Annotated in this window: 19 protein-coding genes; 13 read left to right on the forward strand and 6 right to left on the reverse strand. The window is 68.6% G+C overall.

The window, feature by feature from the left end:
• Position 1: 1 nt before the first annotated feature.
• From pgi to H0523_RS15705, 4 genes are read right to left on the reverse strand one after another with little or no spacing between them, the layout of a single operon-like run.
• The gene (gene pgi / locus H0523_RS15690) at positions 2 to 1,675 is read right to left on the reverse strand and encodes a glucose-6-phosphate isomerase (RefSeq protein WP_054431947.1); all 1,674 of its coding nucleotides are present in this window, start codon (positions 1,673 to 1,675) and stop codon (positions 2 to 4) included.
• Between the two features lie 13 nt (positions 1,676 to 1,688).
• On the reverse strand, positions 1,689 to 3,092 hold the full coding sequence (locus H0523_RS15695) for a phosphomannomutase/phosphoglucomutase (protein WP_006390288.1): 1,404 nt from the start codon (positions 3,090 to 3,092) through the stop codon (positions 1,689 to 1,691).
• An 18-nt stretch (positions 3,093 to 3,110) separates the two neighbouring features.
• Positions 3,111 to 5,372, reverse strand: coding sequence for a GNVR domain-containing protein (locus H0523_RS15700; protein WP_054431948.1), 2,262 nt, complete (start codon positions 5,370 to 5,372; stop codon positions 3,111 to 3,113).
• 14 nt (positions 5,373 to 5,386) lie between these two features.
• The gene (locus tag H0523_RS15705; RefSeq protein WP_054431949.1) at positions 5,387 to 6,523 is read right to left on the reverse strand and encodes a polysaccharide biosynthesis/export family protein; all 1,137 of its coding nucleotides are present in this window, start codon (positions 6,521 to 6,523) and stop codon (positions 5,387 to 5,389) included.
• Positions 6,524 to 6,770: 247 nt separating this feature from the next.
• Here H0523_RS15705 and H0523_RS15710 point away from each other — a divergent pair, with 247 nt between their 5' ends.
• The 13 genes from H0523_RS15710 (at position 6,771) to H0523_RS15770 (ending at position 20,062) form a co-directional block, all read left to right on the forward strand.
• Positions 6,771 to 8,180 (forward strand): undecaprenyl-phosphate glucose phosphotransferase, encoded by a 1,410-nt coding sequence (locus H0523_RS15710; protein WP_054431950.1) that lies wholly within the window; start codon positions 6,771 to 6,773, stop codon positions 8,178 to 8,180.
• A 73-nt stretch (positions 8,181 to 8,253) separates the two neighbouring features.
• Positions 8,254 to 8,715 (forward strand): GDP-mannose mannosyl hydrolase, encoded by a 462-nt coding sequence (locus H0523_RS15715; protein WP_156350132.1) that lies wholly within the window; start codon positions 8,254 to 8,256, stop codon positions 8,713 to 8,715.
• Complete coding sequence (locus tag H0523_RS15720; protein WP_054431951.1) at positions 8,712 to 10,142, forward strand: mannose-1-phosphate guanylyltransferase/mannose-6-phosphate isomerase; 1,431 nt, start codon at positions 8,712 to 8,714, stop codon at positions 10,140 to 10,142. Before H0523_RS15715 ends, H0523_RS15720 begins: the two co-directional genes overlap by 4 nt.
• Positions 10,135 to 10,542 (forward strand): VanZ family protein, encoded by a 408-nt coding sequence (locus H0523_RS15725; protein ID WP_156350126.1) that lies wholly within the window; start codon positions 10,135 to 10,137, stop codon positions 10,540 to 10,542. Before H0523_RS15720 ends, H0523_RS15725 begins: the two co-directional genes overlap by 8 nt.
• A gap of 10 nt (positions 10,543 to 10,552) precedes the next feature.
• Positions 10,553 to 11,662 carry a GDP-mannose 4,6-dehydratase gene (gene gmd, locus H0523_RS15730; protein ID WP_054431952.1) on the forward strand — a complete coding sequence of 370 codons (1,110 nt, stop codon included), beginning with the start codon at positions 10,553 to 10,555 and terminating at the stop codon, positions 11,660 to 11,662.
• A gap of 6 nt (positions 11,663 to 11,668) precedes the next feature.
• Positions 11,669 to 12,622, forward strand: a complete 954-nt coding sequence (locus tag H0523_RS15735) for a GDP-L-fucose synthase family protein (RefSeq protein WP_054431953.1) — start codon at positions 11,669 to 11,671, stop codon at positions 12,620 to 12,622.
• A gap of 30 nt (positions 12,623 to 12,652) precedes the next feature.
• The gene (locus H0523_RS15740) at positions 12,653 to 13,969 is read left to right on the forward strand and encodes a lipopolysaccharide biosynthesis protein (protein WP_054431954.1); all 1,317 of its coding nucleotides are present in this window, start codon (positions 12,653 to 12,655) and stop codon (positions 13,967 to 13,969) included.
• Between the two features lie 20 nt (positions 13,970 to 13,989).
• The gene (locus H0523_RS15745) at positions 13,990 to 14,892 is read left to right on the forward strand and encodes a glycosyltransferase family 2 protein (protein WP_006390298.1); all 903 of its coding nucleotides are present in this window, start codon (positions 13,990 to 13,992) and stop codon (positions 14,890 to 14,892) included.
• 23 nt (positions 14,893 to 14,915) lie between these two features.
• Positions 14,916 to 16,208: an O-antigen ligase family protein gene (locus H0523_RS15750; protein WP_054431955.1), complete on the forward strand. Its 1,293-nt coding sequence runs from the start codon at positions 14,916 to 14,918 to the stop codon at positions 16,206 to 16,208.
• On the forward strand, positions 16,201 to 17,331 hold the full coding sequence (locus H0523_RS15755; protein ID WP_054431956.1) for a glycosyltransferase: 1,131 nt from the start codon (positions 16,201 to 16,203) through the stop codon (positions 17,329 to 17,331). The genes H0523_RS15750 and H0523_RS15755 overlap by 8 nt, the downstream gene beginning before the upstream one ends.
• A 12-nt stretch (positions 17,332 to 17,343) precedes the next feature.
• The gene (locus tag H0523_RS15760) at positions 17,344 to 18,231 is read left to right on the forward strand and encodes a glycosyltransferase family 2 protein (RefSeq protein WP_082380279.1); all 888 of its coding nucleotides are present in this window, start codon (positions 17,344 to 17,346) and stop codon (positions 18,229 to 18,231) included.
• The gene (locus H0523_RS15765) at positions 18,228 to 18,788 is read left to right on the forward strand and encodes a putative colanic acid biosynthesis acetyltransferase (RefSeq protein ID WP_054431958.1); all 561 of its coding nucleotides are present in this window, start codon (positions 18,228 to 18,230) and stop codon (positions 18,786 to 18,788) included. The genes H0523_RS15760 and H0523_RS15765 overlap by 4 nt, the downstream gene beginning before the upstream one ends.
• Positions 18,785 to 20,062, forward strand: coding sequence for a glycosyltransferase WbuB (locus H0523_RS15770; protein WP_054431959.1), 1,278 nt, complete (start codon positions 18,785 to 18,787; stop codon positions 20,060 to 20,062). The genes H0523_RS15765 and H0523_RS15770 overlap by 4 nt, the downstream gene beginning before the upstream one ends.
• 76 nt (positions 20,063 to 20,138) lie before the next feature.
• Here the strand turns inward: H0523_RS15770 and H0523_RS15775 are convergent, their stop codons facing one another.
• Entirely contained in the window at positions 20,139 to 20,789 is a 651-nt protein-coding gene (locus H0523_RS15775; protein WP_054431960.1) for a response regulator transcription factor, read from the reverse strand.
• Positions 20,790 to 21,159: 370 nt separating this feature from the next.
• Positions 21,160 to 21,906: a response regulator transcription factor gene (locus H0523_RS15780; RefSeq protein WP_054431961.1), complete on the reverse strand. Its 747-nt coding sequence runs from the start codon at positions 21,904 to 21,906 to the stop codon at positions 21,160 to 21,162.
• Positions 21,907 to 22,032 lie beyond the last annotated feature (126 nt).

Genomic DNA, 22,032 nt, shown 5'->3' on the forward strand with positions numbered 1-22,032 from the left:
GTCAAAGATGCGCCGCCACGCCAGGCAGCCAGGCATGGCGCGGCTGTGGCGCCTGGGCGTGGCCGCGGTAGCGGTCGATCCAGTACGAGGTGGACGCGTCGTGGCCCCAGTCGACCACGCCGGCCGACACCGGCACCGCCAGCTCGCGCTCGATGCCGGTGGCCAGCCGCTTGCCCAGCTCCACGCCCCACTGGTCGAAGGGATTGACGCCCCACACCACGCTCTGCACGAACACCTTGTGTTCATACAGCGCCAGCAACGCGCCCAGCGCGCGCGGCTCCAGCTGGCGCAGCACGATCAGCGTGGACGGCCGCCCGCCCGGATGCACCATGTGGTGCGCCAGCGTCAGCGCCTGCTCGGGATCCTCGACATGGGCCACGTCCAGCAGCGCCTGCTCCAGGTCCTTGCCGCGCAGCAGCGCCTGGCGCTGCGCCAGGCAATTGGCCAGCAGCATGCGGTGGGCGTCGGGGCTGTCCGGATGGCCCTGCAGGCTGGCGATGAAATCGACCGGCGCGCCATGCGCGCTCTGGTGCAGCCATTGGAAGAAGGTGTGCTGGCCGTCGGTGCCCGGCATGCCCCAGATGATCGGCGCGGTCGGCACGTCCACCGCGGCGCCGTCGCCGCCGACGCGCTTGCCCAGCGATTCCATTTCCAGCTGCTGCAGATAGGTCACCAGGTGCAGCAGACGCGCGCTGTAGGCCGCGATGTTGAGCGAGCCGTGGCCCAGCACGCTGCAATTGACCAGGCCGGCCAGCGCCAGCTGCACCGGCGCGTTGGCGCCCAGCGGCGCCTGCTGGAAATGCTGGTCCATGGCCTCGGCGCCGGCGCGCATGCCGATCAGCACGTCCGTGCCGACGGTCAGCGCGATCGACAGCCCGGCCACCGACCAGACCGAATAGCGTCCGCCGACCCAGTCGCACATGCGGAACACCTGGCTCGCCGGCACCCCGAGGGCGCGCGCGGCGGGCGCGTTGGCGGTGACCGCCGCCAGGTGCGCGGACGGATCGGCCACCCCGCCCTGCCGCAGCCAGGCGATGGCGGCGCGGGCGTTGTGCAGGGTCTCGGCGGTGGTGAAGGACTTGGACGACACCACCACCAGGCAGCGGCGCGGGTCCAGCCCGGCCACCGCGTCATGGAAAGCATGGCCGTCGATGTTGGAGACGAAGCGGATCTGGCGGCGCTGGCCCGGGCCGCCGAAGGCCTGGATCGCCAGGCGCGGGCCCCAGTCGCTGCCGCCGATGCCGATGTGCAGCACGGTGGCGAAGTCGGCGTTCTGGTCGACGTGCCGCACGAAATCGGCCATGCGCGAATACTCGCAGACCGAATCCCGGTCCTGGCCGTCCGGCTGCTCGCGGGTGCGGCCGGCCCGCAGCGCGGTGTGCCAGGCCGGCTTGCCCTCGGTCCAGTTGACCGGTCCGCCGGAGAACAGCGCCTGCCGCGCCGCATCCAGGCCGCGGGCGCGCAATAGCGCCAGCGCGGCGGCGTCCAGCGCGGGCGACTGCCGCTGCATGGTCAGGTCCACGCACAGGCCCGCCGCCTCGATCACCTTCAAGGCGCCCGCATCCAGCGCGGCGCCGTGCGCCGCTTGCGCGAAAGCGCGCCATTCGTGGCTGGCGGCGAGGCTGTCGGCCTCGGCCGCGGCCTCGGCCTCTCTCGCAAAATTCGCATTACCCATCGCGTGATGCTCCTTAGAACGGTAAACGGATATGGGGGGCAACGCGCCGGAACGCATTGCGGAAGTCCTCCTCGATGCGGGCCAGGGCGGCCACGGAGTCTCCTTCGAAGCGCAACACCACCGTGGGCGTGGTGTTCGACGGCCGCGCCAGGCCGAAGCCGTCGGCGTAGTCGACGCGCACGCCATCCAGGTCGTTGATGGACAGCGCGCCCGGGAACTGGCCGCCGGCGCGCAACGCCTCGACCAGCTCGAACTGCTCGCCCTGGGTGGTTTCCAGCTTGATTTCGGGAGTGGCGCAGGACTGCGGCAGGCTCTCCAGCAGCGCCGACGGATTGGGCGCGCCGGACAGGATCTCCAGCAGCCGGGCGGCGGCGTAGATGCCGTCGTCGAAGCCGTACCAGCGCTCCTTGAAGAAGATGTGGCCGCTCATCTCGCCGGCCAGCAGCGCGCCGGTCTCGCGCATCTTGGCCTTGATCAGCGAATGGCCCGTCTTCCACATGGTGGCCTTGCCGCCGGCCTCGGTGATGGCGCGCGCGACGTGGCGGCTGCACTTGACGTCGTAGAGGATCTCGGCGCCCGGGTTGCGCGCCAGCACGTCGCGGGCGAACAGGATCAGCTGGCGGTCGGGCCAGATGATCTGGCCCGACTTGGTCACCACGCCGAGCCGATCGCCATCGCCATCGAACGCCAGCCCGACTTCGCAGTCGGAGTAGCGCAGGCAATAGATCAGGTCCTGCAGGTTCTGCGGATCGGCCGGGTCCGGGTGGTGCCCGGGAAAGGCGCCGTCCACCTCGCAGAACAGCTCCGTGACCTCGCAGCCCAGCGCCCGGAACAGCGCCGGCGCCACCGCGCCGGCCACGCCGCTGCCGCAATCGATGGCGATCTTCATCGGCCGCGCCAGGCGGATGTCGCCCACCAGCCGCGCCGCGTAGCACGGCTGGATCTGCATCTGCGTGCGGCCGCCGGCCACGCTGGCCGACTCGATCGGCAGGCGCATGGCGTCGCGCAGCGCGGTGATGCCGTCGCCATACAGCGACGCGCCGTCCAGCACGATCTTGAAGCCGTTGTGGGCCGGCGGATTGTGGCTGCCGGTGACGGCGATGCCGGCGCCGGTGTCCATCAGGCGCGCCGCGAAATAGACCATCGGCGTGGTCGCCATGCCGATGTCGATCACGTGCAGGCCGGCCGAGCGCAGCCCGGCCTGCAGCGCCGCCGCCAGTTCGACGCTGCTCAGGCGCCCGTCGCGCCCCACCACCATGGCGCGCGCGCCCAGTTCCAGCGCCCGCACGCCGGCCGCCATGCCCAGGCTGTGGGCGAAGCGCGCGTCGATTTCATCGGGCACCGTGCCGCGTATGTCATACGCCTTGAAGACCGCATCCAGGATCTGCGGGGTTTCCCAGCCAAACGTTCCATGCATGCCAGTTCTCCGCGGAGGTTACTTGGGGCCGTTCTGCTTGAAATCACCGTAATAAGCCGCCCGCGAATAGCGGTATCCGCCATACTTGGAGCGGAACCCGAAACGCTCGGGCATCAGCTTCAGACCGTTGAACAGCACCCCGTCGACCGGGGCGCCGGCCTGGATCAGGCGCTTGGCGGTTTCGCGGATCTCGCCCACCGTGTTCATGCCGGAGCGCACCACCACCATGACCGCCGCCGCATGCGTGCCGACCACCGCCGCGTCGGGCGAGGACAGCACCGGCGCGGTGTCCAGGATGACCATGTCGTACTGGCTGGCCAGTTCGCGCAGGGTCTGGCCGAAGATCGGCGAGGCCAGCAGCTCCGAGGGATCGAAGCTGACCGCGCCGGTGGAAATGAAATCCACCCCCTCCGACACGCTGTGCTTGCGCACGCGCTCCAGCGGCAGCGTGCCGGACAGCACCTCGAACAGGCCGTCTTCCTTGGGCACGCCGAAATAGCGGTTCAGCTGGCCCTTGCGGAAGTCGGCGTCGATCAGCAGCACGCGCTTGCCGACCCCGCCCTGGATGAAGGCGAAGTTGGCCGACAGGAACGACTTGCCGACGCCCGCCACCGGGCCGGTGAACATGACCATGTTGTTGGCCGACTGGCGCAGCGAGGCCTGCAGCACGTTGCGGAAGGAGCGCAGGCTCTCGATCGGCGGCGCGGTGCTCTGGCTTTGCGCCAGCAGCGCCGGCACCGTGGCGTTCTTGCGCCGGCTGCGGCGCCACAGCTTGTCCTGCAGGTCGCTATGGGGAATCGCGGCCAGCACCGGCAGGCCGGTGTAGCGCTCGACGTCATCGGGCTCCGACAGGCCGCCGAACAGCGCGTTGCGCACGAAGGCGCACAGCACGCCGAAGATCAGGCCGATGGCCGTGGCCACGGCGATGATGATGGCGGCCTTGGGACGAACCGGCTTGTCCGGCTGCACCGCCGCGTCCAGGATGCGCACGTTGCCGACCTTGCCGGCGCGGATCAGGCGCAGCTGCTGGGCGTTGTTCAAGAGGCCCGTGTACAGCTCGGTGTTGACGCGCACGTCGCGCACCAGCCGCACCACGTCCTGCTCCAGGTCAGGCAACTGCTTGATGTTGTTGCCGATGCGGTTGACGTCGCCGGTCAGCGAGGCGATCTGGCGGTCGATGGCGACGATGCTCGGATGGGTCGGCGCGAACCGGGTGATCAGCTCCTGGCGCTTGGCGCGCAGTTCCATCACCTTGGTCTGGGCGTCCACCGATTGCGCCAGGATCAGCTTGGCCTCTTCGCTCAGGTCGATGGTGCCGCGCTTGTTGCGCAGCGAGTTGTACTTGGTCTCGGCCGCGTCCAGTTCGCGCTTGAGCTGCGGCAGCTGCTGGTCCAGGAAGGCCAGCGACTTCTCGGCCTGCGCCGACTTGCGGTTGACGTTCTGCTGCACGTACTCCTGGCCGATCTGGTTCAGCACCGCCGTGGTCAGCGCCGGATCGTTGCCTTCCAGCGTCACCCCGATCACGCCCGAGGTGCGGCCGCGCTCGAAGATGCCCAGGCGCGACTGCACGTCCTCGATCGCCGCCAGGCGCGAGGTGCGCGACACGGTGTACTCCGTGCCGGGCCGGCCGTTGAGCGCATCGACGTGCACGTCCAGCGCGCCGCCGCCGGGCAGCAGGAAATGCTCGGGCTTGCCGACCGTGCCGTTGAAGGTGGCGCCGGTGAGCTTGTCGTTCAGGGTGTAGGCCCCTTCGCCCAGGTTGGTGATGCGAAAGGGCTTGCCCAGCCATTCGTTGGGCACGTCCAGCTGCGAGATCGAGATCGACTCGCCGCCCCAGGCGTAGCCGCCGCGGGGTAGCCCGGACGGATACGGCAGGCTTTCGTGGCGCTGCGCCAGCCACTCGCCCACCACCGGGAAATAGCGCGGCTTGGCGTGGATGTACAGCATGAACTTGTCGACGGCCGGCCCCACCACCATGCGCGAGCGCAGCACCTCCATTTCGCCGGAGGTCTCGGCCTTGGTGTCGAAGATGGCCGAGACGTCGCCCAGCAGGCTGCGGTTCTGGCCTTGCGGCAGCTCCTCCTCCACCTGGACGATGATGTCGGCCGAATAGACCGAGGGGGTCACCATGACGTAGGCGACGGCCCCCAGCAGCGCGATCAGGGTGATGGCGATGATCAGCCAACGGTTGGAGAAGATGGCGTCCACGTGCGAGGACAGCGGGGTTTCCTGCTGGCGAGCCGGGACGGAGGGCTCGAACGATTCGATGGGCAACGGCATGCAGCTCTCCAGGGTTACTTGATGGAATGCACGGTCTGTACCGTTTGTGCGCTCGGGAACAGATTGCTGATGAAGCGGTTCCACCGCACCAGTCCAGCCGTATCCACGAAGACGACATCCTTGGGTTGCAACTCGAACTTCTCCGCCACCGCGTAAGCCTGCGGCGAGGCGGCATTCAGGTGGAACACCAGCGGCGTGGCCTGCTCGGTGCTGCGCACCACGAACACTTGCGACGAGTCCGCGGTCAGCTGGTTGGGCCCTCCCGCCACGCCCAGCGCCTCGTTCAACGTCAACCTGCCATCGCGCATCACGATGGTGGCCGGCGTAGTCACTTCGCCGGTCACGAACACCTTGCTGTCATCCCTCGGGGTCACCCGGACGATGTCGCCCGACTTCAGCATGACCTGGTTCAAGTCCTGGCCGCGGTCGATCAGCGCGGGCAGATTCACGCGCGTCTTCTTGCCTTCGCGGATGACATAGACGCTGCTGCGGTCACCCGTGGGCAGTACGCCGCCCGCGCGGTTGATCGCTTCCAGCAAGGTCATGGGAATGTCGTTGATCGCCACCGTGCCTGGCGTCTTCACCTCGCCTTCGACGTAGACCCGCTTGCTGCGGTAGCCCAGCACGCGCACCGTGATCTGCGGGTCCTGGATGTATTTGCCCGAACTATTGACTATGAGATTGCGCGCCTGAAGTTCAGTCAACCCCGCCACTTTCAGCAGTCCCGTATAGGGAAATTGGATATATCCAGTGGAGGAGACCGTATACCCCGGAATGCCCGATGCGGTGTCCCCGAAGGCTAGTTCGGTCACCCCAGTGCCAATGGCGTAGGTTTGCGTCGGAAGCACGAGCTCGGGGTGATCCCAGACCACGATCGAGAGGATGTCCCCGGGGCCGATGCGATAGGGCTCGGCCTTGTCGACCAGCCGCGAAACGCCGTCGTTGTCCAGCAGCGCCTGACGCGCGCGGTTGTCGTCCAGCACCAGGGAGGGCGTGATCTCCTTGATCTGCGCCACCGAGTTCGGATCCAGGGGATCGACCAGGTGCTTGGCGTCAAAGGTCATGCCGGGAGAAAGGGCGCAGGCGCCCAGCGAGGACACGAGCGCAATGGCTGCGATGGCTCGGCTCAACGTTCCGAAAAATGTCGTCATGGCGAATCCACTGTGAATGACTTCGTTGCTTGGAAAGGAGCCCGATGCGTAACGGGTTGCGACATTCCACTCTCTTTTCCAGCCCCCGCACATTCGACGGATGCCCTAAGCCTTCTCCTACATCGTTTGGAGGTTTCGGGTGCGCCGGGCACTCAATAAGATTTCGACGGTAGCCACATGCTTTGCGGCGGTGCACCGTTGTTTTTCGCGCGGCCGCAGGGCGACTCCCCGAACAAAGGAGTACGCGATGGACCCGTCCCTTACGGACACGTCGGCGAGATCGAATCGATCCAGCTATCTGTACCGGCTGTTGGATGCCGCGATCGTCATCATCTGCGGCCTCGCCGTCACCGAGCTGAAGTTCTCGGATGAGGCGATGGCGGATCCTCCGCAGATCCACCTGTTCCTGATCTACCTGTGCGGCCTGGGCGTCATCGCGCTGTTCCCGGCCTTCCGTCTCTATGTCTCCTGGCGCGGCCGCCGCCTGACCGACCTGGTGGTGCGCAGCCTGGCGGCGTGGGCCCTGGTGTTCGCGCTGGGCATCCTGGTCAGTTTTCTCATGCATCAGAGCGCGGCGGTATCGCGCTTGTGGGCGGCGACCTGGTTCGGCTCCGTCGCCCTGGCGCTGGCCGGGGTGCGCCTGGCGGCCTACACCGTCCTGGGCGCGGCGCGCGACCGCGGCCTGGACCGCAAGCGCGTGCTGCTGGTCGGCTTCGGCGCGCTCGGCCACGACCTGTGGCGCCGCGTCGAACGCTACCGCGAGGCCGGCTACGAGGTCGCCGGCATCTACGCCGAAGCCCACGAGAACCTGCCGCCGCAAGTCCGGCGCCTGCACGAGCTGGATGCGTTGCACGGCTTCGTGCGCGAGAACGACGTGCGAGAAGTCTGGATCGTGCTGCCGATGGAGGCCGGCCAGGAATTGCGCGAAGTGCTCTACCACCTGCGCAACGACCTGGTCGACATCCGCTGGATCCCCGACGTGATGTCGATCCAGCTGCTGGGCCACCGCATCGGCGAATTCCTCGGCCTGCCCGCCATCCAGCTCAACAGCCTGCCGGCCGCCGGCGTGCGCGGCCTGGCCAAGGAAGCCTTCGACCGCGCCTTCGCGCTGTGCGCGCTGGTGGGGCTGTCGCCGGTGATGCTGACGGTGGCCTGCCTGGTGAAGCTGACCTCGCGCGGCCCGGTGCTGTTCACCCAGCCGCGCCTGGGCGTGGACGGCAAGGTGTTCCACGTCTACAAGTTCCGCACCATGACCGTGCACCAGGAGCACGGCGTGGTCACCCAGGCCACCCGCAACGACGCCCGCATCACCCGCATCGGCGGCTTCCTGCGCCGCACCAGCCTGGACGAACTGCCGCAGTTCCTGAACGTGCTGCGCGGCGACATGTCGGTGGTCGGCCCGCGCCCGCACGCGCTGGAGCACAACGAGCTCTACAAGGACCTGGTGCAGCGCTACATGATGCGCCACCGCGTCAAGCCGGGCATCACCGGCTGGGCCCAGGTCAACGGCCTGCGCGGCCAGACCGACACGCTGCGCAAGATGAGCGACCGCGTCGAGCACGACATCTATTACATCCAGCACTGGACGTTCCGGATGGACCTGATCATCATCGCCCGCACGGCGGTCTCCGGATGGACGGGCCGAAATGTCTACTGAACCGCTCGGCTGGCCCCTGATCGTCCCGGCGCGCGTGCGCTTCGCGCCCGGCCCGGCCGCGCCGGCCCCCGGCCTGCTGGCCGAGGACGACTTCCGCCGCGCGGTGGAGATGCTGCCGCTGGTGTCCATCGACCTGCTGCTGCGCGACGCCGAGGGCCGTTACCTGACCGGGCTGCGCAGCAATCCGCCGGCCCAGGGCGCCTGGTTCGTGCCCGGCGGCCGCATCCGCAAGAATGAGACGCTGGCTCGCGCGCTGCAGCGCATCGCCCGCGAGGAACTGGGCGTGACGCTGCCGCCTCACGCCTGGCGGCCGCGCGGCGTGTACGAACACTTCTATGACACCAATTTCGCCGGCGAGCCCGGCCGCGCCACCCATTACGTCGTCCTCGCCTACGAGGCCGACCTGACGCTGGACACCGCCAGCCTGCCGCTGGGCCAGCACCGCCGCTACCGCTGGCAGTCCCCGGCGGCCATCGCCACCGATCCCGGCGCGCATCCGAACACCCAGGCCTACTTCAAGGAGTCAGCGCCATGACCCACCCCCACCCCCCCTATCGGGCCGTCATTCTCTGCGGCGGCTCGGGTTCGCGCCTGTGGCCCCTGTCGCGCGAGCTGCTGCCGAAGCAGTTCATCCGTTTGACCGATGACCGCAGCTTGCTGCAGAACACCCTGCTGCGGCTCGGCTCGGCCGGCGCCCAGGCGCGGCCGATGCTGGTGTGCAACGACGCCCACCGTTACATCGCGGCCGAGCAGGCGCAGGAACTGGGCATCCAGGATGCCGAGATCGTGCTCGAACCGCACGCCCGCAACACCGCGCCCGCCATCGTCGCCGCCACGCTGCGGGCGATGCGCGACGGCGAGGACCCGGTCATGCTGATCATGCCGTCCGACCACGTGCTGGAGGACGGCCCGGTGCTGGCCGCCGCCTTCGCCGAGGCCTACCAGGCCGCGCGCCAGGGCGCCCTGGTGACCTTCGGCATCACGCCGACGGCGCCGCTGAGCGGCTACGGTTACATCCAGGCGGCCGAGTCCGACGCGCTGGCGCCGGCGCGGCGCGTGCGCCGCTTTGTCGAGAAGCCCTCGCCCGAAGTGGCGCAGCGCTTCATCGAGACCGGCAGCTACTACTGGAACAGCGGCATGTTCGCCTTCCAGGCCTCGGTGTTCCTGGCCGAAATGGAGCGGCTGGCGCCGCGCATCCTGGAGCAGGTGCGCGCGGCGGTGACCGCCGGCCATGGCGAGAACAGCCTGTTCCAGCTGGACGGCCCGGCCTTCGAGGCCTGCCCCAGCGACTCGATGGACTACGCCATCATGGAACGCACCGACAGCGCCGTGGTCATCCCGCTGGCCGCGCCGTGGAGCGACGTCGGCGCCTGGGACGCGGTCTGGGGCATCGCCCGCAAGACGGCCGAGGGCAATTCCACCAGCGGCGACGTGATGGTCGAGGACTCGCGCAACTGCCTCATCCATTCGACCAGCCGGCTGGTGGCCTCGGTGGGACTGGACGACATCGTGGTGATCGAAACGGCCGACGCCGTGCTGGTGGCGCACAAGTCCCGCTCGCAGGACGTCAAGCGGCTGGTGGAGGCTTTCAAGGTCCAGCACCGCAGCGAGATGAACCATCACCGCGAAGTGCAGCGGCCGTGGGGCTCCTACGACTCGGTGGGCCAGGGACCGCGCTACCAGGTCAAGCGCATCACCGTGAAGCCGGGCGCGCGCCTGTCGTCGCAGATGCACCATCACCGCGCCGAGCACTGGGTGGTGGTGTCGGGCACCGCGCGCATCTACAACGGCGACAAGCAGTACCTGCTGACCGAGAACCAGTCGACCTACATTCCGCTGGGCGAGGTCCACAGCCTGGAGAACCCCGGCAAGATCCCGCTGGAGATCATCGAGGTGCAATCCGGCGCCTATCTGGGCGAGGACGACATCGTCCGTTTCCAGGATATGTACGGCCGTGTCTGAGCCCCGGCGCGCGGCCTCCTCCTTCTGGCGCCAGGGCGTGGCGCGGGTCTGCCTGCCCGCGGCGGCGCTGTTCTTCCTGACGCTGGTCACGGTGGGCAACCTGCCGGGCCTGGCGGCCGAAATGTCGGCCACCTTCGGCGACAAGCGCCTGCACCTTGCGGCCTACGCCTTTCTGACGGTGCTGATCTACGCCTCGGTGCGTCGCCGGCCCGCGTTGACGGCATTGGCGACGGTGACGGCGCTGGGCGCGCTGGACGAAACCATCCAGTCCTTTTTTGCCTATCGACAAGCTGATCTCTTAGACCTTCTGGCCGATATCTCCGCGGCGGGTGCGACAGTAATCTCGTTGAACATCGGTTCCGCAGCCTTCGGCTCCTTTCGTGCAGTGACTAAGTCTTAAGGATAAAACCATGCCAAAACGGGCACTGATTACCGGCGTCACCGGACAGGACGGCGCATACCTGGCCGAGTTCCTGCTGGCCAAGGGCTATGAAGTCCATGGCATCAAGCGGCGCGCGTCGCTGTTCAATACCGCGCGCATCGATCACCTGTACCAGGATCCGCATGACCAGCCGCGCAACTTCGTGCTGCACCACGGCGACATGACCGACTCCTGCAGCCTGATCCGCATCGTGCAATCGGTGCAACCCGACGAGATCTACAACCTGGCGGCGCAGAGCCACGTCGGGGTGTCGTTCGAAGAGCCGGAGTACACCGCCAACGCCGACGGCCTGGGCACCCTGCGCCTGCTGGAAGCCATCCGCATCCTCAAGCTGGAGGACAAGGCGCGCTTCTACCAGGCCTCGACCTCCGAGCTGTACGGGCTGGTGCAGGAAACGCCGCAGCGCGAAAGCACGCCGTTCTATCCCCGCAGCCCCTACGCCGCGGCCAAGCTGTACGCCTACTGGATCAGCGTGAACTACCGCGAGGCCTACGGCATGTATGCCTGCAACGGGATCCTGTTCAACCACGAATCGCCCAAGCGCGGCGAGACCTTCGTGACGCGCAAGATCACCCGCGGCCTGGCCCGCATCGTGCTGGGCCTGCAGGAATGCCTGTACCTGGGCAACCTGTCGGCGCTGCGCGACTGGGGCCATGCGCGCGACTACGTCGAAATGCAGTGGCTGATGCTGCAGCAGGACACGCCGGAGGACTACGTCATCGCCACCGGCATGCAGTACAGCGTGCGCGAGTTCATCAATACCGCCGCGCGCGAACTGGGCATCCTGCTGGCGTGGGAGGGCGAAGGCCTGAACGAGACGGCCACGGTGCTGTTCAGCCCGGTGCACGACATCAAGGCCGGCCAGGTGATCGTGCGGGTCGACCCGCGCTACTTCCGCCCGACCGAGGTCGAGACCCTGCTGGGCGATCCGACCAAGGCGCGCGAAAAGCTGGGCTGGTCGCCCCGCACCACCTTCGCCCAGCTGGTCAAGGAGATGGTCGAGAGCGACCTGAAGGACGCGCGCCGCGATGCCCTGGTGGAGCAGAACGGCTACGAAATCTACGCCTACAAGGAGTAGCCCGCCATGAGCCATCAGGATCAACGCGTGTTCGTGGCCGGCCATCGCGGCATGGTGGGCGCGGCGCTGGTGCGCGAGCTCCAGGGGCGCGGCTACCGCCAGGTCATCACGCGCAGCCACAGCGAACTGGACCTGGAGAACCAGAACCAGGTGCACCGCTTCTTCTCGACCACGCCGGTCGACGTGGTGTACCTGGCGGCCGCCAAGGTCGGCGGCATCCTGGCCAACCAGAACCATCCGGTGGACTTCCTCTACCGCAACCTGATGATCCAGTGCAACGTGATCCGCGCCGCCTACGCGGCCGGCGTGCGCAAGCTGCTGTTCCTGGGCTCGTCCTGCATCTATCCGCGCGACGCGGCGCAGCCGCTGCGCGAGGACGCGCTGCTGACCGGCCCGCTGGAAGCCACCAACGAGCCCTACGCCATCGCCAAGATCGCCGGCCTGAAGCTGTGCGAGGCCTACCAGCGCGAATACGGCGCGCACTTCGTCTGCGCCATGCCGACCAACCTGTATGGCCCGCACGACAACTACGACCTGCACAGCAGCCACGTGCTGCCGGCGCTGATCCGCAAGTTCCACGAAGGCCGCGAGGCCGGCGACGACAGCGTGACGCTGTGGGGCAGCGGCAAGCCGCTGCGCGAATTCCTGTACGTCGACGATCTGGCGCGGGCCTGCGTGATGCTGATGGAAACGCCGTCGGCCGAGGGCATGTACAACATCGGCGCCGGCCAGGACCTGTCCATCGCCGAACTGGCGCGGGTGGTGGCGCAGGTGGTCGGCTACCAGGGCAGCATCGTCTACGACGCCAGCAAGCCCGACGGCACCCCGCGCAAGCTGATGGACTCGTCCAGGGTGCGCGCGCTGGGCTGGAAACCGGAGATCTCATTGACCCATGGGGTGACGCTGGCCTATGGCCATTTCCTGCGCGAGCAGGTGCGTCCGCCGCTGCCCGTGGCCTGAGCGCCACGCCAACCGAGCACAGGCCTACCGATGTACCGACTCATCAGGCAGCACGTCGCCGGCAATGCCTCGTTCTGGGGGCTGGTGGAATATGGCATCGGCCCGGTCGCGGCGCTGGTGGCGCTGCCCATCCTGTTCCGCCAGCTGGGTACGGTGGGCTTCGGCCAGTACTCGATGATCATCGCGCTGGCCGGCTTCGGCAACGCCGCCAACCTGGGCGCCGCCGTGACCGCCACCAAGCTGGTGTCCGAACGCATGCACGAACCGGGCGGCGCCTACCGCGCGGCTGGCGTCGCCATGTCGCTGATCGGCTGCGCGCTCGGCGTGGTGACGGCGGCCGCGGCGCTGCTGTGGGGCGTGGTGTGGCTGGGCTGGCCCGCCGCCACCTTCGGCGGCGTGGCCGTGACGCTGCTGGCCATGCCGGCGCTGGCCGTCTACCTGACGCAGCAATACGACCAGCTGATGTCCGGCTGCCTGAAGGGCCGCGAGGACTTCCGCGCCACCGCGCTGTGCGAGGTCTTCAGCCGCAGCGGCACCATGGCCCTGGCCTGCGCCACCGCCTGGCTGACCGCCTCGCCCACCTGGACCGGCCTGGCCCAGGCCGTCGGCCTGCTGCTGGCCGGCTCGGTCAAGATGCGCGTGTTCGCGCGCCGCTACGGCCATGCGCTGGTGCGCCCGGTGCGCGACCGCGGCGCCATGCTGGCGGCGTTCAAGTTCTCGCGCTGGTCCTGGCTCAACAGCCTGAGCGCGCTGGCGTTCGGCTCGGTCGACCGGGTGCTGGTGGGCAGCCTGATGGGGCCGGCCGCGCTGGCCATCTACACGGTCGGCGTGCAGGTCGGCCAGATGATCCACACCGCGTCGGTGGCGATCTTCCAGAAGGCCATGCCGCGCGTCAGCCGCCTGGCCGCCGCGCCGCCGCACCCCGGCGCCGCCGAAGAGGAAATCCGCCGCCTGATGTGGTGGAACCTGCTGCTGTCGGCCGGCGCCACCGTGGCGGTGCTGGCGGTCAGCCAGCCGCTGCTGGACCTGCTGCTGGGCCACGCGGTGGCCGCAGGCCACCTGGGCACCTTCCGCCTGCTGATCGCCGCCTCCGGGCTGCTGTCGCTGAATGCCGCGGCGCATTTTTCCCTGCTCGGGCTGGGCAATTCGCGCGCGGTCGCCATTCTCAACGGCCTGGGCGGCCTGGCCATGCTGTGCGTCATGGCCGTCCTGGTGCAAGCGGCGGGCGAGCACGCCGCGGCCTGGGGCCGCATGGCCTATGCGGCGATCACGCTGGCCGGCGTGGCGCTCGCCATCCGTCAATCCCGGCCCGACTACCCGGGCGCAATGCCTGCGGCCACCCGGTAGTGAACATGCTGAGGTCTTATATGCGCAAGCGTCACAACGAGTACTCGCGTCAACTGATCGACTTCGTGAGCGAGCTGCGCCCGCCCGCGCCGATCGCCGGCGGCCTGTTGCCCAAGCTGACCATCGTGACCCCCTCGTTCAACCAGGCCCGCTTCCTGGAACGCACCATCGTGTCGGTGCTCAACCAGGGCTATCCGCGGCTGGAGTACATCATCATCGATGGCGGCTCGACCGATGGCAGCGTCGACATCATCCGCAAGTACGAGCGCTACCTGACCCACTGGGAAAGCGCGCCTGACCGCGGCCAGTCGCACGCCATCAACAAGGGCTTCGAGCGCGCCACCGGCGACTACGTCGGCTGGCAGAACTCCGACGACCTGTACTACCCGGGCGCGCTGCGCAAGCTGGGCGCGGCGGCGGCGCGGGGCCGGGCGCCGATCGTCAGCGGCAACCTGTTCGTGGCCGACGCCGACAACCACATCTTCCGCAAGATCCACTACACCCCCGTCAACCGCGGCACGCTGACCGTGGTCAAGGCCTCGATCCCGAACCAGTCGGCGATCTTCCGCCGCGACCTGCTGCTCAAGCACGGCCTGCTGCAGGAAAGCATGCGCTACTGCATGGACCTGGAACTGTGGAGCCGCCTGCTGCGCGAGGGCCGCAACCAGATCGTGCCGGACGCGATGGGCGTTTACACCGCCCATGACGAGACCAAGACCGCGCTGATGCAGGACGTGCTGCTGGAGGAGCGCCAGCAGATCGTCGAGCGCATCCGCCGCACCGAACCGGGCATGGGCAAGCTGTTCGGCCTGTCGTGCCGCGCCTCGCAGGTGGCGGCGCACGCACGCCAGGGCGACCTGTCGTACCTGGTCGAGAAACTGGCCATCAAGCTGTTCGGACGCGACGACTGGGCCGCGCACTGACCCCACCCAGCCATGGAGCCGCCATGCATCCGCACCGCCGTCTTTCCACGCTGCACCTGCTGGGCCTGTTCGCCTTCACCGCGCTGGCGCTGAACGACGACCACTTCATCCTCGGGGTGGGCAGCTTCAAGCTGTCGCCGTTCGACGTGCTGTTCGTCGCCATCCTGGTGGTCAAGGCGCTGCGGCTGGCGGACCCCGCCGCCTACGCCCTGCCGCGCGGCACGCTCGGCATGCTGCTGGGCCTGCAGGTGCTGACGGTGATCTACCTGCTGCTGGTGTCGCTGCATCATCCCGGCATCGAGACCGGCGACGTCGCGCGCGACCTGCGCATCGTGTTCTATTTCCTGAGCGTGCCGTTCCTTTGCTACAAGGACATCGACAGTCCGGCGGCCTACGCGCTGCTGCAGAAGTACATCGTGGCGGCGTGCCTGGCCGTGGCCACGCTGATGCTGCTGGAGCAGTTGCAGGGCTTCAGCGTCGCCAACCCGCTGCGCAACGTGCGGCTCGGCGTCTGGGCGATTCCGTTCGGCGTGGTGTCGCTGCTGTACTTCCGCAAGACGCTCAACGTGTCCGGCCCCAAGGCCTACGCGCTGACGGTGTACATGCTGCTGGCGCTGGTGTTCTCGCTGAACCGCAGCCAGTACCTGCAGTTGATGGTGTCGGTGCTGCTGGCGGTGATGCTGGCGGCTGGTTCCGATGTGCGCCGCCGGGTGGTGATGATCTTCGCGCCGGCCGCCGTGGCCGGCATCCTGGTGTTCGCCAGCATCGGCTACCTGGACGTGCTGACCAACCGCGTCTTCAGCGTCGAGCGGCTGGACGAGGACTCCAGCTACGGCGCCCGCATCCAGGAGATGCAGGGCCAGATGGACTCGTTCGCCGAAAGCCCGGTGTTCGGCAAGGGCGCCGGCTTTCGCAGCTGGGTGATGGGCGAGAACGGCTTCGAGCTGAGCACCTTCGCGCACAACTCGTGGGCCTTCTACCTGATGAAGTTCGGCATCGTCGGCACGGTGATGATCATGCTGCCGCCGTTGCTGATCCTGCTGCTGTCGCTGTTCCGGCGCTACGCCCATCCCGGACTCGAACTGCACCGGCGCTACTTGCTCGCCACGGCGCCGATCTACATCTTCATCGACTCGCTCTCGGGGGGCCTGGCGTACGCCCCCAAGACCGCCTTCACCGGCTTCCTGCTGTGCTACTGCCTGTCGCTCATCCGCAATGCCCGGGCCATGCCCGTGCCCACGCCCGCACCCGCGGCTCCCAGCCCCCGTCCGGACACCACGCACCGGGCGTCACCGCGAGTACTGCCCCATGCCTGATGTCCTGTTCGTCGCGCCCGACCTGCACGGCGGCGTTGGAAGATGCGTCGCCTTCATCGCCGATGCCCTGCCCGAACGGGGCGTGGACGCCGCGCTGTTCCTGCTGCGTTCGCGCAACCGTGAATACCCGGTCGCCAATCCGCGCGTGACGCGGGCCCTGCCGGTGATCGAATCGCCCACCTCGCTGCGGCTGATGCTGCCGGTGGCGTTCTGGCGGCTGCTGGCGCAGATCCGCCGCGACCGCCCCGCCATCGTCTGCTCGCACGGCCTGCTGTGCAACATGCTGGTGGTGCTGGCCAAGAAACTGCTGCGCGGCAAGTTCGCCACCGTCGCCTTCGAACACAGCAGCCCCGCCATCCATTACGGCGCCTCGCGCATGCGGCGGCTCAAGTGCTGGCTGGTGAGCCAGACCTACCGGCGCCACGACGCCGTCGTCGGCGTATCGCGCGGCGTCAAGGAAGACCTGGTCAGCATGTTCCCGCCGCTGCGCGGCAAGGTGCGCACCATCTACAACGGCGTGCCGCTGGACGACGTGCGCGAGCAGAGCGCGACGCCGCCGGGGTCCGAACCGGTGGCCACGCCGTACCACGTGGTCGCGGTCGGCCGCCTGGAGGCCGTCAAGGACTATGCCACCCTGATCGACGCCGCCGCGCTGCTGGACGACCCCGGCATCCGCTTCACCATCCTGGGCGAGGGCTCGGAACACGCCGCCCTGCAAAAGCGCATCGACGCGCGCGTCTCGCGCAGCCCGGTGACGCTGGCCGGCCACATCGACAACCCGTTTCCCGTGATCGCCGGCGCCGGCGCTTTCGCGCTGACCTCGGTGCGCGAGAGCTTCGGCAACGTGCTGGTCGAGGCCCTGTGCCTGGGGGTTCCCGTCATCTCCACCGATTGTCCGCACGGGCCGGCCGAGATCCTCGACGCCGGCCGCTACGGGCTGCTGGTGCCGGTGGGCGACGCGGCGGCCCTGGCCGCGGCGGTGCGCCGCCTGGCCTACGACGGCGACATGCGCGCGAGACTGGCGGCCGACGGCCCCGGGCGCGCCGACGCCTTTTCACTGGAGCGGCACTGCCGCGACGTCATCGAGCTGTTCCAGCCGCTGATGCGGCGCGGCGCCTCCTGAAAGGAAAGCATCATGTCCAAGATACCGGTATCCGTGGTCGTCATGACCAAGAACGAGGAACGCAACATCGCCAAGTGCCTGAAGGCGCTGGCCGACTTCGACGAAGTCTTCGTGGTCGATTCCAACAGCACCGACGCCACCTGCGCCATGGCCGCCGCGCTCGGCGCCAAGGTCAGCAACTTCCAGTGGAACGGCAAGTACCCCAAGAAGAAGCAGTGGTGCCTGGAGCAACTGCCCTTCACCCACCCGGTGGTGCTGTACGTCGACGCCGACGAGGAGATGACGCCCGAGCTGGCGGCCGAGATCCGCGCCGCGCTGCCGCGCTTCGCCGCCGGCGCCGGCGGCGCCTTCGTGCCGTTCGACTACGTGTTCTGCGGCAGGAAGCTGCGCCACGGCCATCGCGTCTACAAGCTGGCGCTGCTGGCGCGCGACCGTTCGCGCTTTCTCGACTACGACGACCTGGACGTGGCCCACATGTGGGAGGTCGAGGGCCACTACCAGCCCCAGGTGCAGGGCGAGACCTTCGCGCTGCGGGCGCGCATGGTGCACAACGACCACGACTCGCTCTACCACTACTTCGACAAGCACAACCGCTACTCCGACTGGGAGGCCAACCTGCGCATCAAGGGCCTGATGAACGACCCGCGCGAGGCCAACGTCGGCGCGCGCGCGCTGCTCAAGCGCGTGTTCCAGGCCATGCCGTTCAAGGCGCCGATCTCGTTCCTGCATTCCTACGTGCTGCGCCTGGGCTTCCTCGACGGCCGCGCCGGCTTCGACTACGCCATCGCCCGCGCCATGTACTACTGGCAGATCCGCATCAAGACCGAGGAAATCCGCAAGGCGCGGCTGGCCGTGCCCGAACGCCAACAAGGGGGAACGGTCGCCGGAGCCGCCAAATGAGCGCCCTGCAGCGGCTCGACCAGTTCGCCCTGGCGCCCGGCCAGCGCGGCCGCTCGGCGTTGACGGTGCAGCTGTGGTGGCTGGTGCAGGGGTCGCTGTTCCGCTGGTCGCCGCAGGTGGCCTATGGCTTTCGGCGCTGGCTGCTGCGCTGCTTTGGCGCCCGCGTCGGCCGCAAGGTCCTGATCCGGCCCAGCGCCACCGTGACCTATCCGTGGAAGGTGGAAATCGGCGACTACGCCTGGATCGGCGACGACACGGTGATCTACAGCCTGGGACCGATCCATATCGGCGCCCATGCCGTGGTGTCGCAGCGCAGCTACCTGTGCGCGGCCGACCACGACGCCGGCAAGCCCGACTTCCCGCTGCGCGAACGCGCCGTCCGCATCGAGGACGGCGCCTGGGTCGCCACCGACGTGTTCGTCGGCCCCGGCGTCACCATCGGCCGCGAGGCCGTGGTCGGCGCGCGCAGCTCGGTGTTCCGCAACCTGCCGCCGGCCATGGTGTGCCTGGGCAACCCCTGCCGTCCCGTCAAACCCCGCGTGGAGCCGCCAGCATGAAGATCCTTCTGTACAGCATCAACTACGCGCCGGAACTGACCGGCATCGGCAAGTACAACGCGGAAATGGCCGAATGGCTGGCCGCCCGCGGCCACCAGGTCAGCGTGGTCACCGCCCCGCCCTACTACCCCCAATGGCAGGTCCACGACGGCTATCAGGCCGGCCGCTACCGCCGCGAGACGCGCGCCGGCGTCGACGTCCGGCGCGCGCCCTTGTGGGTGCCGCGCAAGCCCGGCGGCGCCAAGCGCCTGGTGCACCTGGCCAGCTTCGCGCTCTCCAGCCTGCCGTCGCTGCTGCGGGCGGCGGCCGGCCGGCCGGACCTGATCCTCGTGGTCGAGCCCGCCCTCTTCTGCGCGCCGGCCGCATGGCTGGCGGCGCGGCTGTGCGGCGCGCGCGCCTGGCTGCACATCCAGGACTACGAGGTGGACGCCGCCTTCGACCTGGGCCTGCTCAAGGGCGCGCGGCTGCGCGGTCTGGTGCAGCGCGCCGAACGTTGGCTGATGCGGCGCTTCGACCGCGTCTCGACGATTTCGCGGCGCATGCAGGACCTGGCGCTGTACAAGGGCATCGACCCGCAACGCGCGGTGCTGCTGCCCAACTGGATCGACGTCAACGCCATCGCCCCCGATCGCGCCGGCAACCTGCGCGCCGAGCTCGGCATTCCGGCCGACGCGGTGGTGGCGCTGTACTCGGGCAACATGGGCGGCAAGCAGGGCCTGCAGACGCTGGCGCAGGTGGCGCGGCTGCTGCAACACGAGCCGCGCCTGTGGTTCGTGTTCTGCGGCCAGGGCCCCGAACGCGCGCCGCTGCAGGCGCAGTGCGAGGGCCTGGCGCGGGTGCGCTTTCTCGACCTGCAGCCGTGCGAACGCCTGGGCGCGCTGCTGAACACCGCCGACATCCACCTGCTGCCGCAGCGCGCCGGCGCCGCCGACCTGGTCATGCCGTCCAAGCTGACCGGCATGCTGGCCAGCGGCCGACCGGTGGTGTGCGGCGCCGCGCGCGGCACCGAGCTGGCCGGCGTGGTGGCGCACTGCGGCCTGGTCACGCCGCCCGAGGATGCCGCGGCCATGGCCGAGGCGGTGCGCAAGCTGGCCAACAACGCGCAGATCCGCGAAACCCTCGGCACCGCCGCGCGCCGCCACGCGCTGCGCTATCTGCACATCGACGCGGTGCTGGCGGCCGCCGAACGGGAATTCGCCGCGGTGGTCGATCCCGTCGCCGCGCCGGCCGCGCCCAGCCCCGCCAGCGCCGTGCGCCGCGACAGCGGCCGCTGACGAGCCCCTCTCTCGACCAGACGGCATCCATGGCGGCGCGCTCCCGGGCGCGCCGCCATTGTTCAATGGGTGGATTTCATGTGGAGTCGCCAGGCTTGCCGCTGCCGCGCACCAAGCCCATCTGCACGGCGATGTAGGCCGCCTCGGCCTGATTGCGCGCATTCAGCTTCCAGTACAGGGTGCGCGCATGGCTCTTCACGGTGGCCACCGAAATGCCCACGTGCTGGCCGATCTCTCGCATGGTCTTGCCCTGCACCAGCAATTGCAGGATCTCCTCCTGCCGCTGCGTCAGCTCGCGCAATTCCTGCACCGGGTTCTGCGAGGCGCCCAGCAGGCGCGCCGCTGGCTGCGGATAACACTCCCCGCCCGCCAGCACCAGGCTGACGGCGGCCGCCAGCGCATCGGGGCTGGAGGCCTTGGGCAGGTAGCCGGCCACGCCGGCCCGGGCGCAGGCCGCCATGACGCTCTGGTCCAGCACGGAGTACAGCGCCAGCACCAGGCGCGGCATGAACAGCGCCATCGCCTGCGACAGCAGGCCGATGTCGGGCTCGGCCACGCCGCTGCAGCCGACAACCAGCAATTCCACCGGCCGGTTGATCGAGCCGGGCATGTTCAAGAGATGGGCTGGCGAGATCGCCAGGATGTCCTCGGCATTGCGCACGCGCTCCAACACATGCTGGATAGCGACACGAAGCAGCGCGTAGTCTTCGATCAGAACGGTTGTCATCCCGGGGGGAACCTTGTGACACAGGGCCCAGACACGGTTCCCATGGCAAGGCGGCGCACGGCAGCGACGACGGATCAGGCGCGTCACCCGGCTCACGGGAATCTCGTCCGCCGCGGGGGGTTGCTCGGGCGGGCATTGTGATTCGCCGTCTCAACCCATGCTTGCGGACACAACCCATGCTATCAGCGGCTACGTTCGCTGAATCTCGTGCAGGAGGATGATTGGAGGAGGAATGCTGCGGCACGGCGACCGCCGATGCTGCAGTGAATGCCCTAGGCGGGATGGCGGGGGAGCATCCCGCCGGACCGCAGGGCGAGGGCCTCGCACCGCCGGGCAGGCGGCGCGAACCGGGGCCGGCTGCCCCGGCGCGTCAGCCCAGCTTGCGCCCGTACAGCTGCCCGGCGTCCACGTCGCGACCATTGGGTTCATGCCATTCCAGCGTGGCGCCGCGTTGCAGCGCGGCGTACACGGCTTCACCCTTGTTCTTGACGTGCAGGCGTTGGTACAGCGTGCAGGCATGCGTCTTCGCGGTGGCCACCGAGATGTTGAGCATGCGGCTGACCGTCTTGATGGGATAGCCCCTGGCCAGCAGCACCAGCACCTCGTACTGGCGCGGCGTGATCTGCAGCAACTGCGCGCCGGCGCTGATCGGCATGGTGCCCTTGCCGGCGTCGTCGGCCTCGCGCGCCGGCAACACGCAGCTGGCCTGCGCCGGCATCTGCAACGCCTGCTCGCTCGGGAAGCACTGCCCGCCCGCCATGACCAGGCGGATGGCCGCTTCCAGGATCTCCACCGAGGCCGTCTTCATCAGACAACCGTAGACGCTGGCGCCGGGCAGGCCCTGCACCGGCATCGGCAGCGGCATGACATCGGTCAAGAGCAGGATGCGCTTCGGGCTGAGTTCACGCTGGATCTCATGCAGCGTGCTCCAGGCTTCCTCGCTGTCCACCGGCAAGCCGTAGATCAGAAGATCTGCGCCGGCATGCGCCCCGTTGGCCTTCGAGACATCGGCCAACCCCATTCCCTCGATTTCCCACACATCGTCCAACTTGCTCAGAATCTGCCACAAACCCAGCCGCAGGAGCGGATGGGCTTCAATCAGGACCATCTTGGCCATGGTTTCCTCCCGGTTGTTCAACAGGCCTAGAAGGGATCTTCGCTGTGCTGAAGACTATTTTTTTTCCAACCCCGCGGGGTGGTCCGCGATTCCCGGAATATCTAATGACGCTGCACCGGGCCATTT

Origin of the sequence: Achromobacter insuavis, assembly GCF_902859645.1 — a bacterium.
Lineage (GTDB): Bacteria > Pseudomonadota > Gammaproteobacteria > Burkholderiales > Burkholderiaceae_B > Achromobacter > Achromobacter insuavis.

Bases quoted from the DNA above. Each gene is read 5' to 3' on its own strand.
- H0523_RS15735 (WP_054431953.1), top strand. From the start codon at position 11,669: ATGAGCCATCAGGATCAACGCGTGTTCGTGGCCGGCCATCGCGGCATG.
- H0523_RS15695 (WP_006390288.1), bottom strand. From the start codon at position 3,092: ATGCATGGAACGTTTGGCTGGGAAACCCCGCAGATCCTGGATGCGGTC.
- H0523_RS15770 (WP_054431959.1), top strand. From the start codon at position 18,785: ATGAAGATCCTTCTGTACAGCATCAACTACGCGCCGGAACTGACCGGC.
- H0523_RS15755 (WP_054431956.1), top strand. From the start codon at position 16,201: ATGCCTGATGTCCTGTTCGTCGCGCCCGACCTGCACGGCGGCGTTGGA.
- H0523_RS15765 (WP_054431958.1), top strand. From the start codon at position 18,228: ATGAGCGCCCTGCAGCGGCTCGACCAGTTCGCCCTGGCGCCCGGCCAG.
- H0523_RS15760 (WP_082380279.1), top strand. From the start codon at position 17,344: ATGTCCAAGATACCGGTATCCGTGGTCGTCATGACCAAGAACGAGGAA.
- gmd (WP_054431952.1), top strand. From the start codon at position 10,553: ATGCCAAAACGGGCACTGATTACCGGCGTCACCGGACAGGACGGCGCA.
- H0523_RS15775 (WP_054431960.1), bottom strand. From the start codon at position 20,789: ATGACAACCGTTCTGATCGAAGACTACGCGCTGCTTCGTGTCGCTATC.
- H0523_RS15700 (WP_054431948.1), bottom strand. From the start codon at position 5,372: ATGCCGTTGCCCATCGAATCGTTCGAGCCCTCCGTCCCGGCTCGCCAG.
- pgi (WP_054431947.1), bottom strand. From the start codon at position 1,675: ATGGGTAATGCGAATTTTGCGAGAGAGGCCGAGGCCGCGGCCGAGGCC.
- H0523_RS15705 (WP_054431949.1), bottom strand. From the start codon at position 6,523: ATGACGACATTTTTCGGAACGTTGAGCCGAGCCATCGCAGCCATTGCG.
- H0523_RS15780 (WP_054431961.1), bottom strand. From the start codon at position 21,906: ATGGCCAAGATGGTCCTGATTGAAGCCCATCCGCTCCTGCGGCTGGGT.
- H0523_RS15740 (WP_054431954.1), top strand. From the start codon at position 12,653: ATGTACCGACTCATCAGGCAGCACGTCGCCGGCAATGCCTCGTTCTGG.
- H0523_RS15720 (WP_054431951.1), top strand. From the start codon at position 8,712: ATGACCCACCCCCACCCCCCCTATCGGGCCGTCATTCTCTGCGGCGGC.
- H0523_RS15745 (WP_006390298.1), top strand. From the start codon at position 13,990: ATGCGCAAGCGTCACAACGAGTACTCGCGTCAACTGATCGACTTCGTG.
- H0523_RS15750 (WP_054431955.1), top strand. From the start codon at position 14,916: ATGCATCCGCACCGCCGTCTTTCCACGCTGCACCTGCTGGGCCTGTTC.
- H0523_RS15710 (WP_054431950.1), top strand. From the start codon at position 6,771: ATGGACCCGTCCCTTACGGACACGTCGGCGAGATCGAATCGATCCAGC.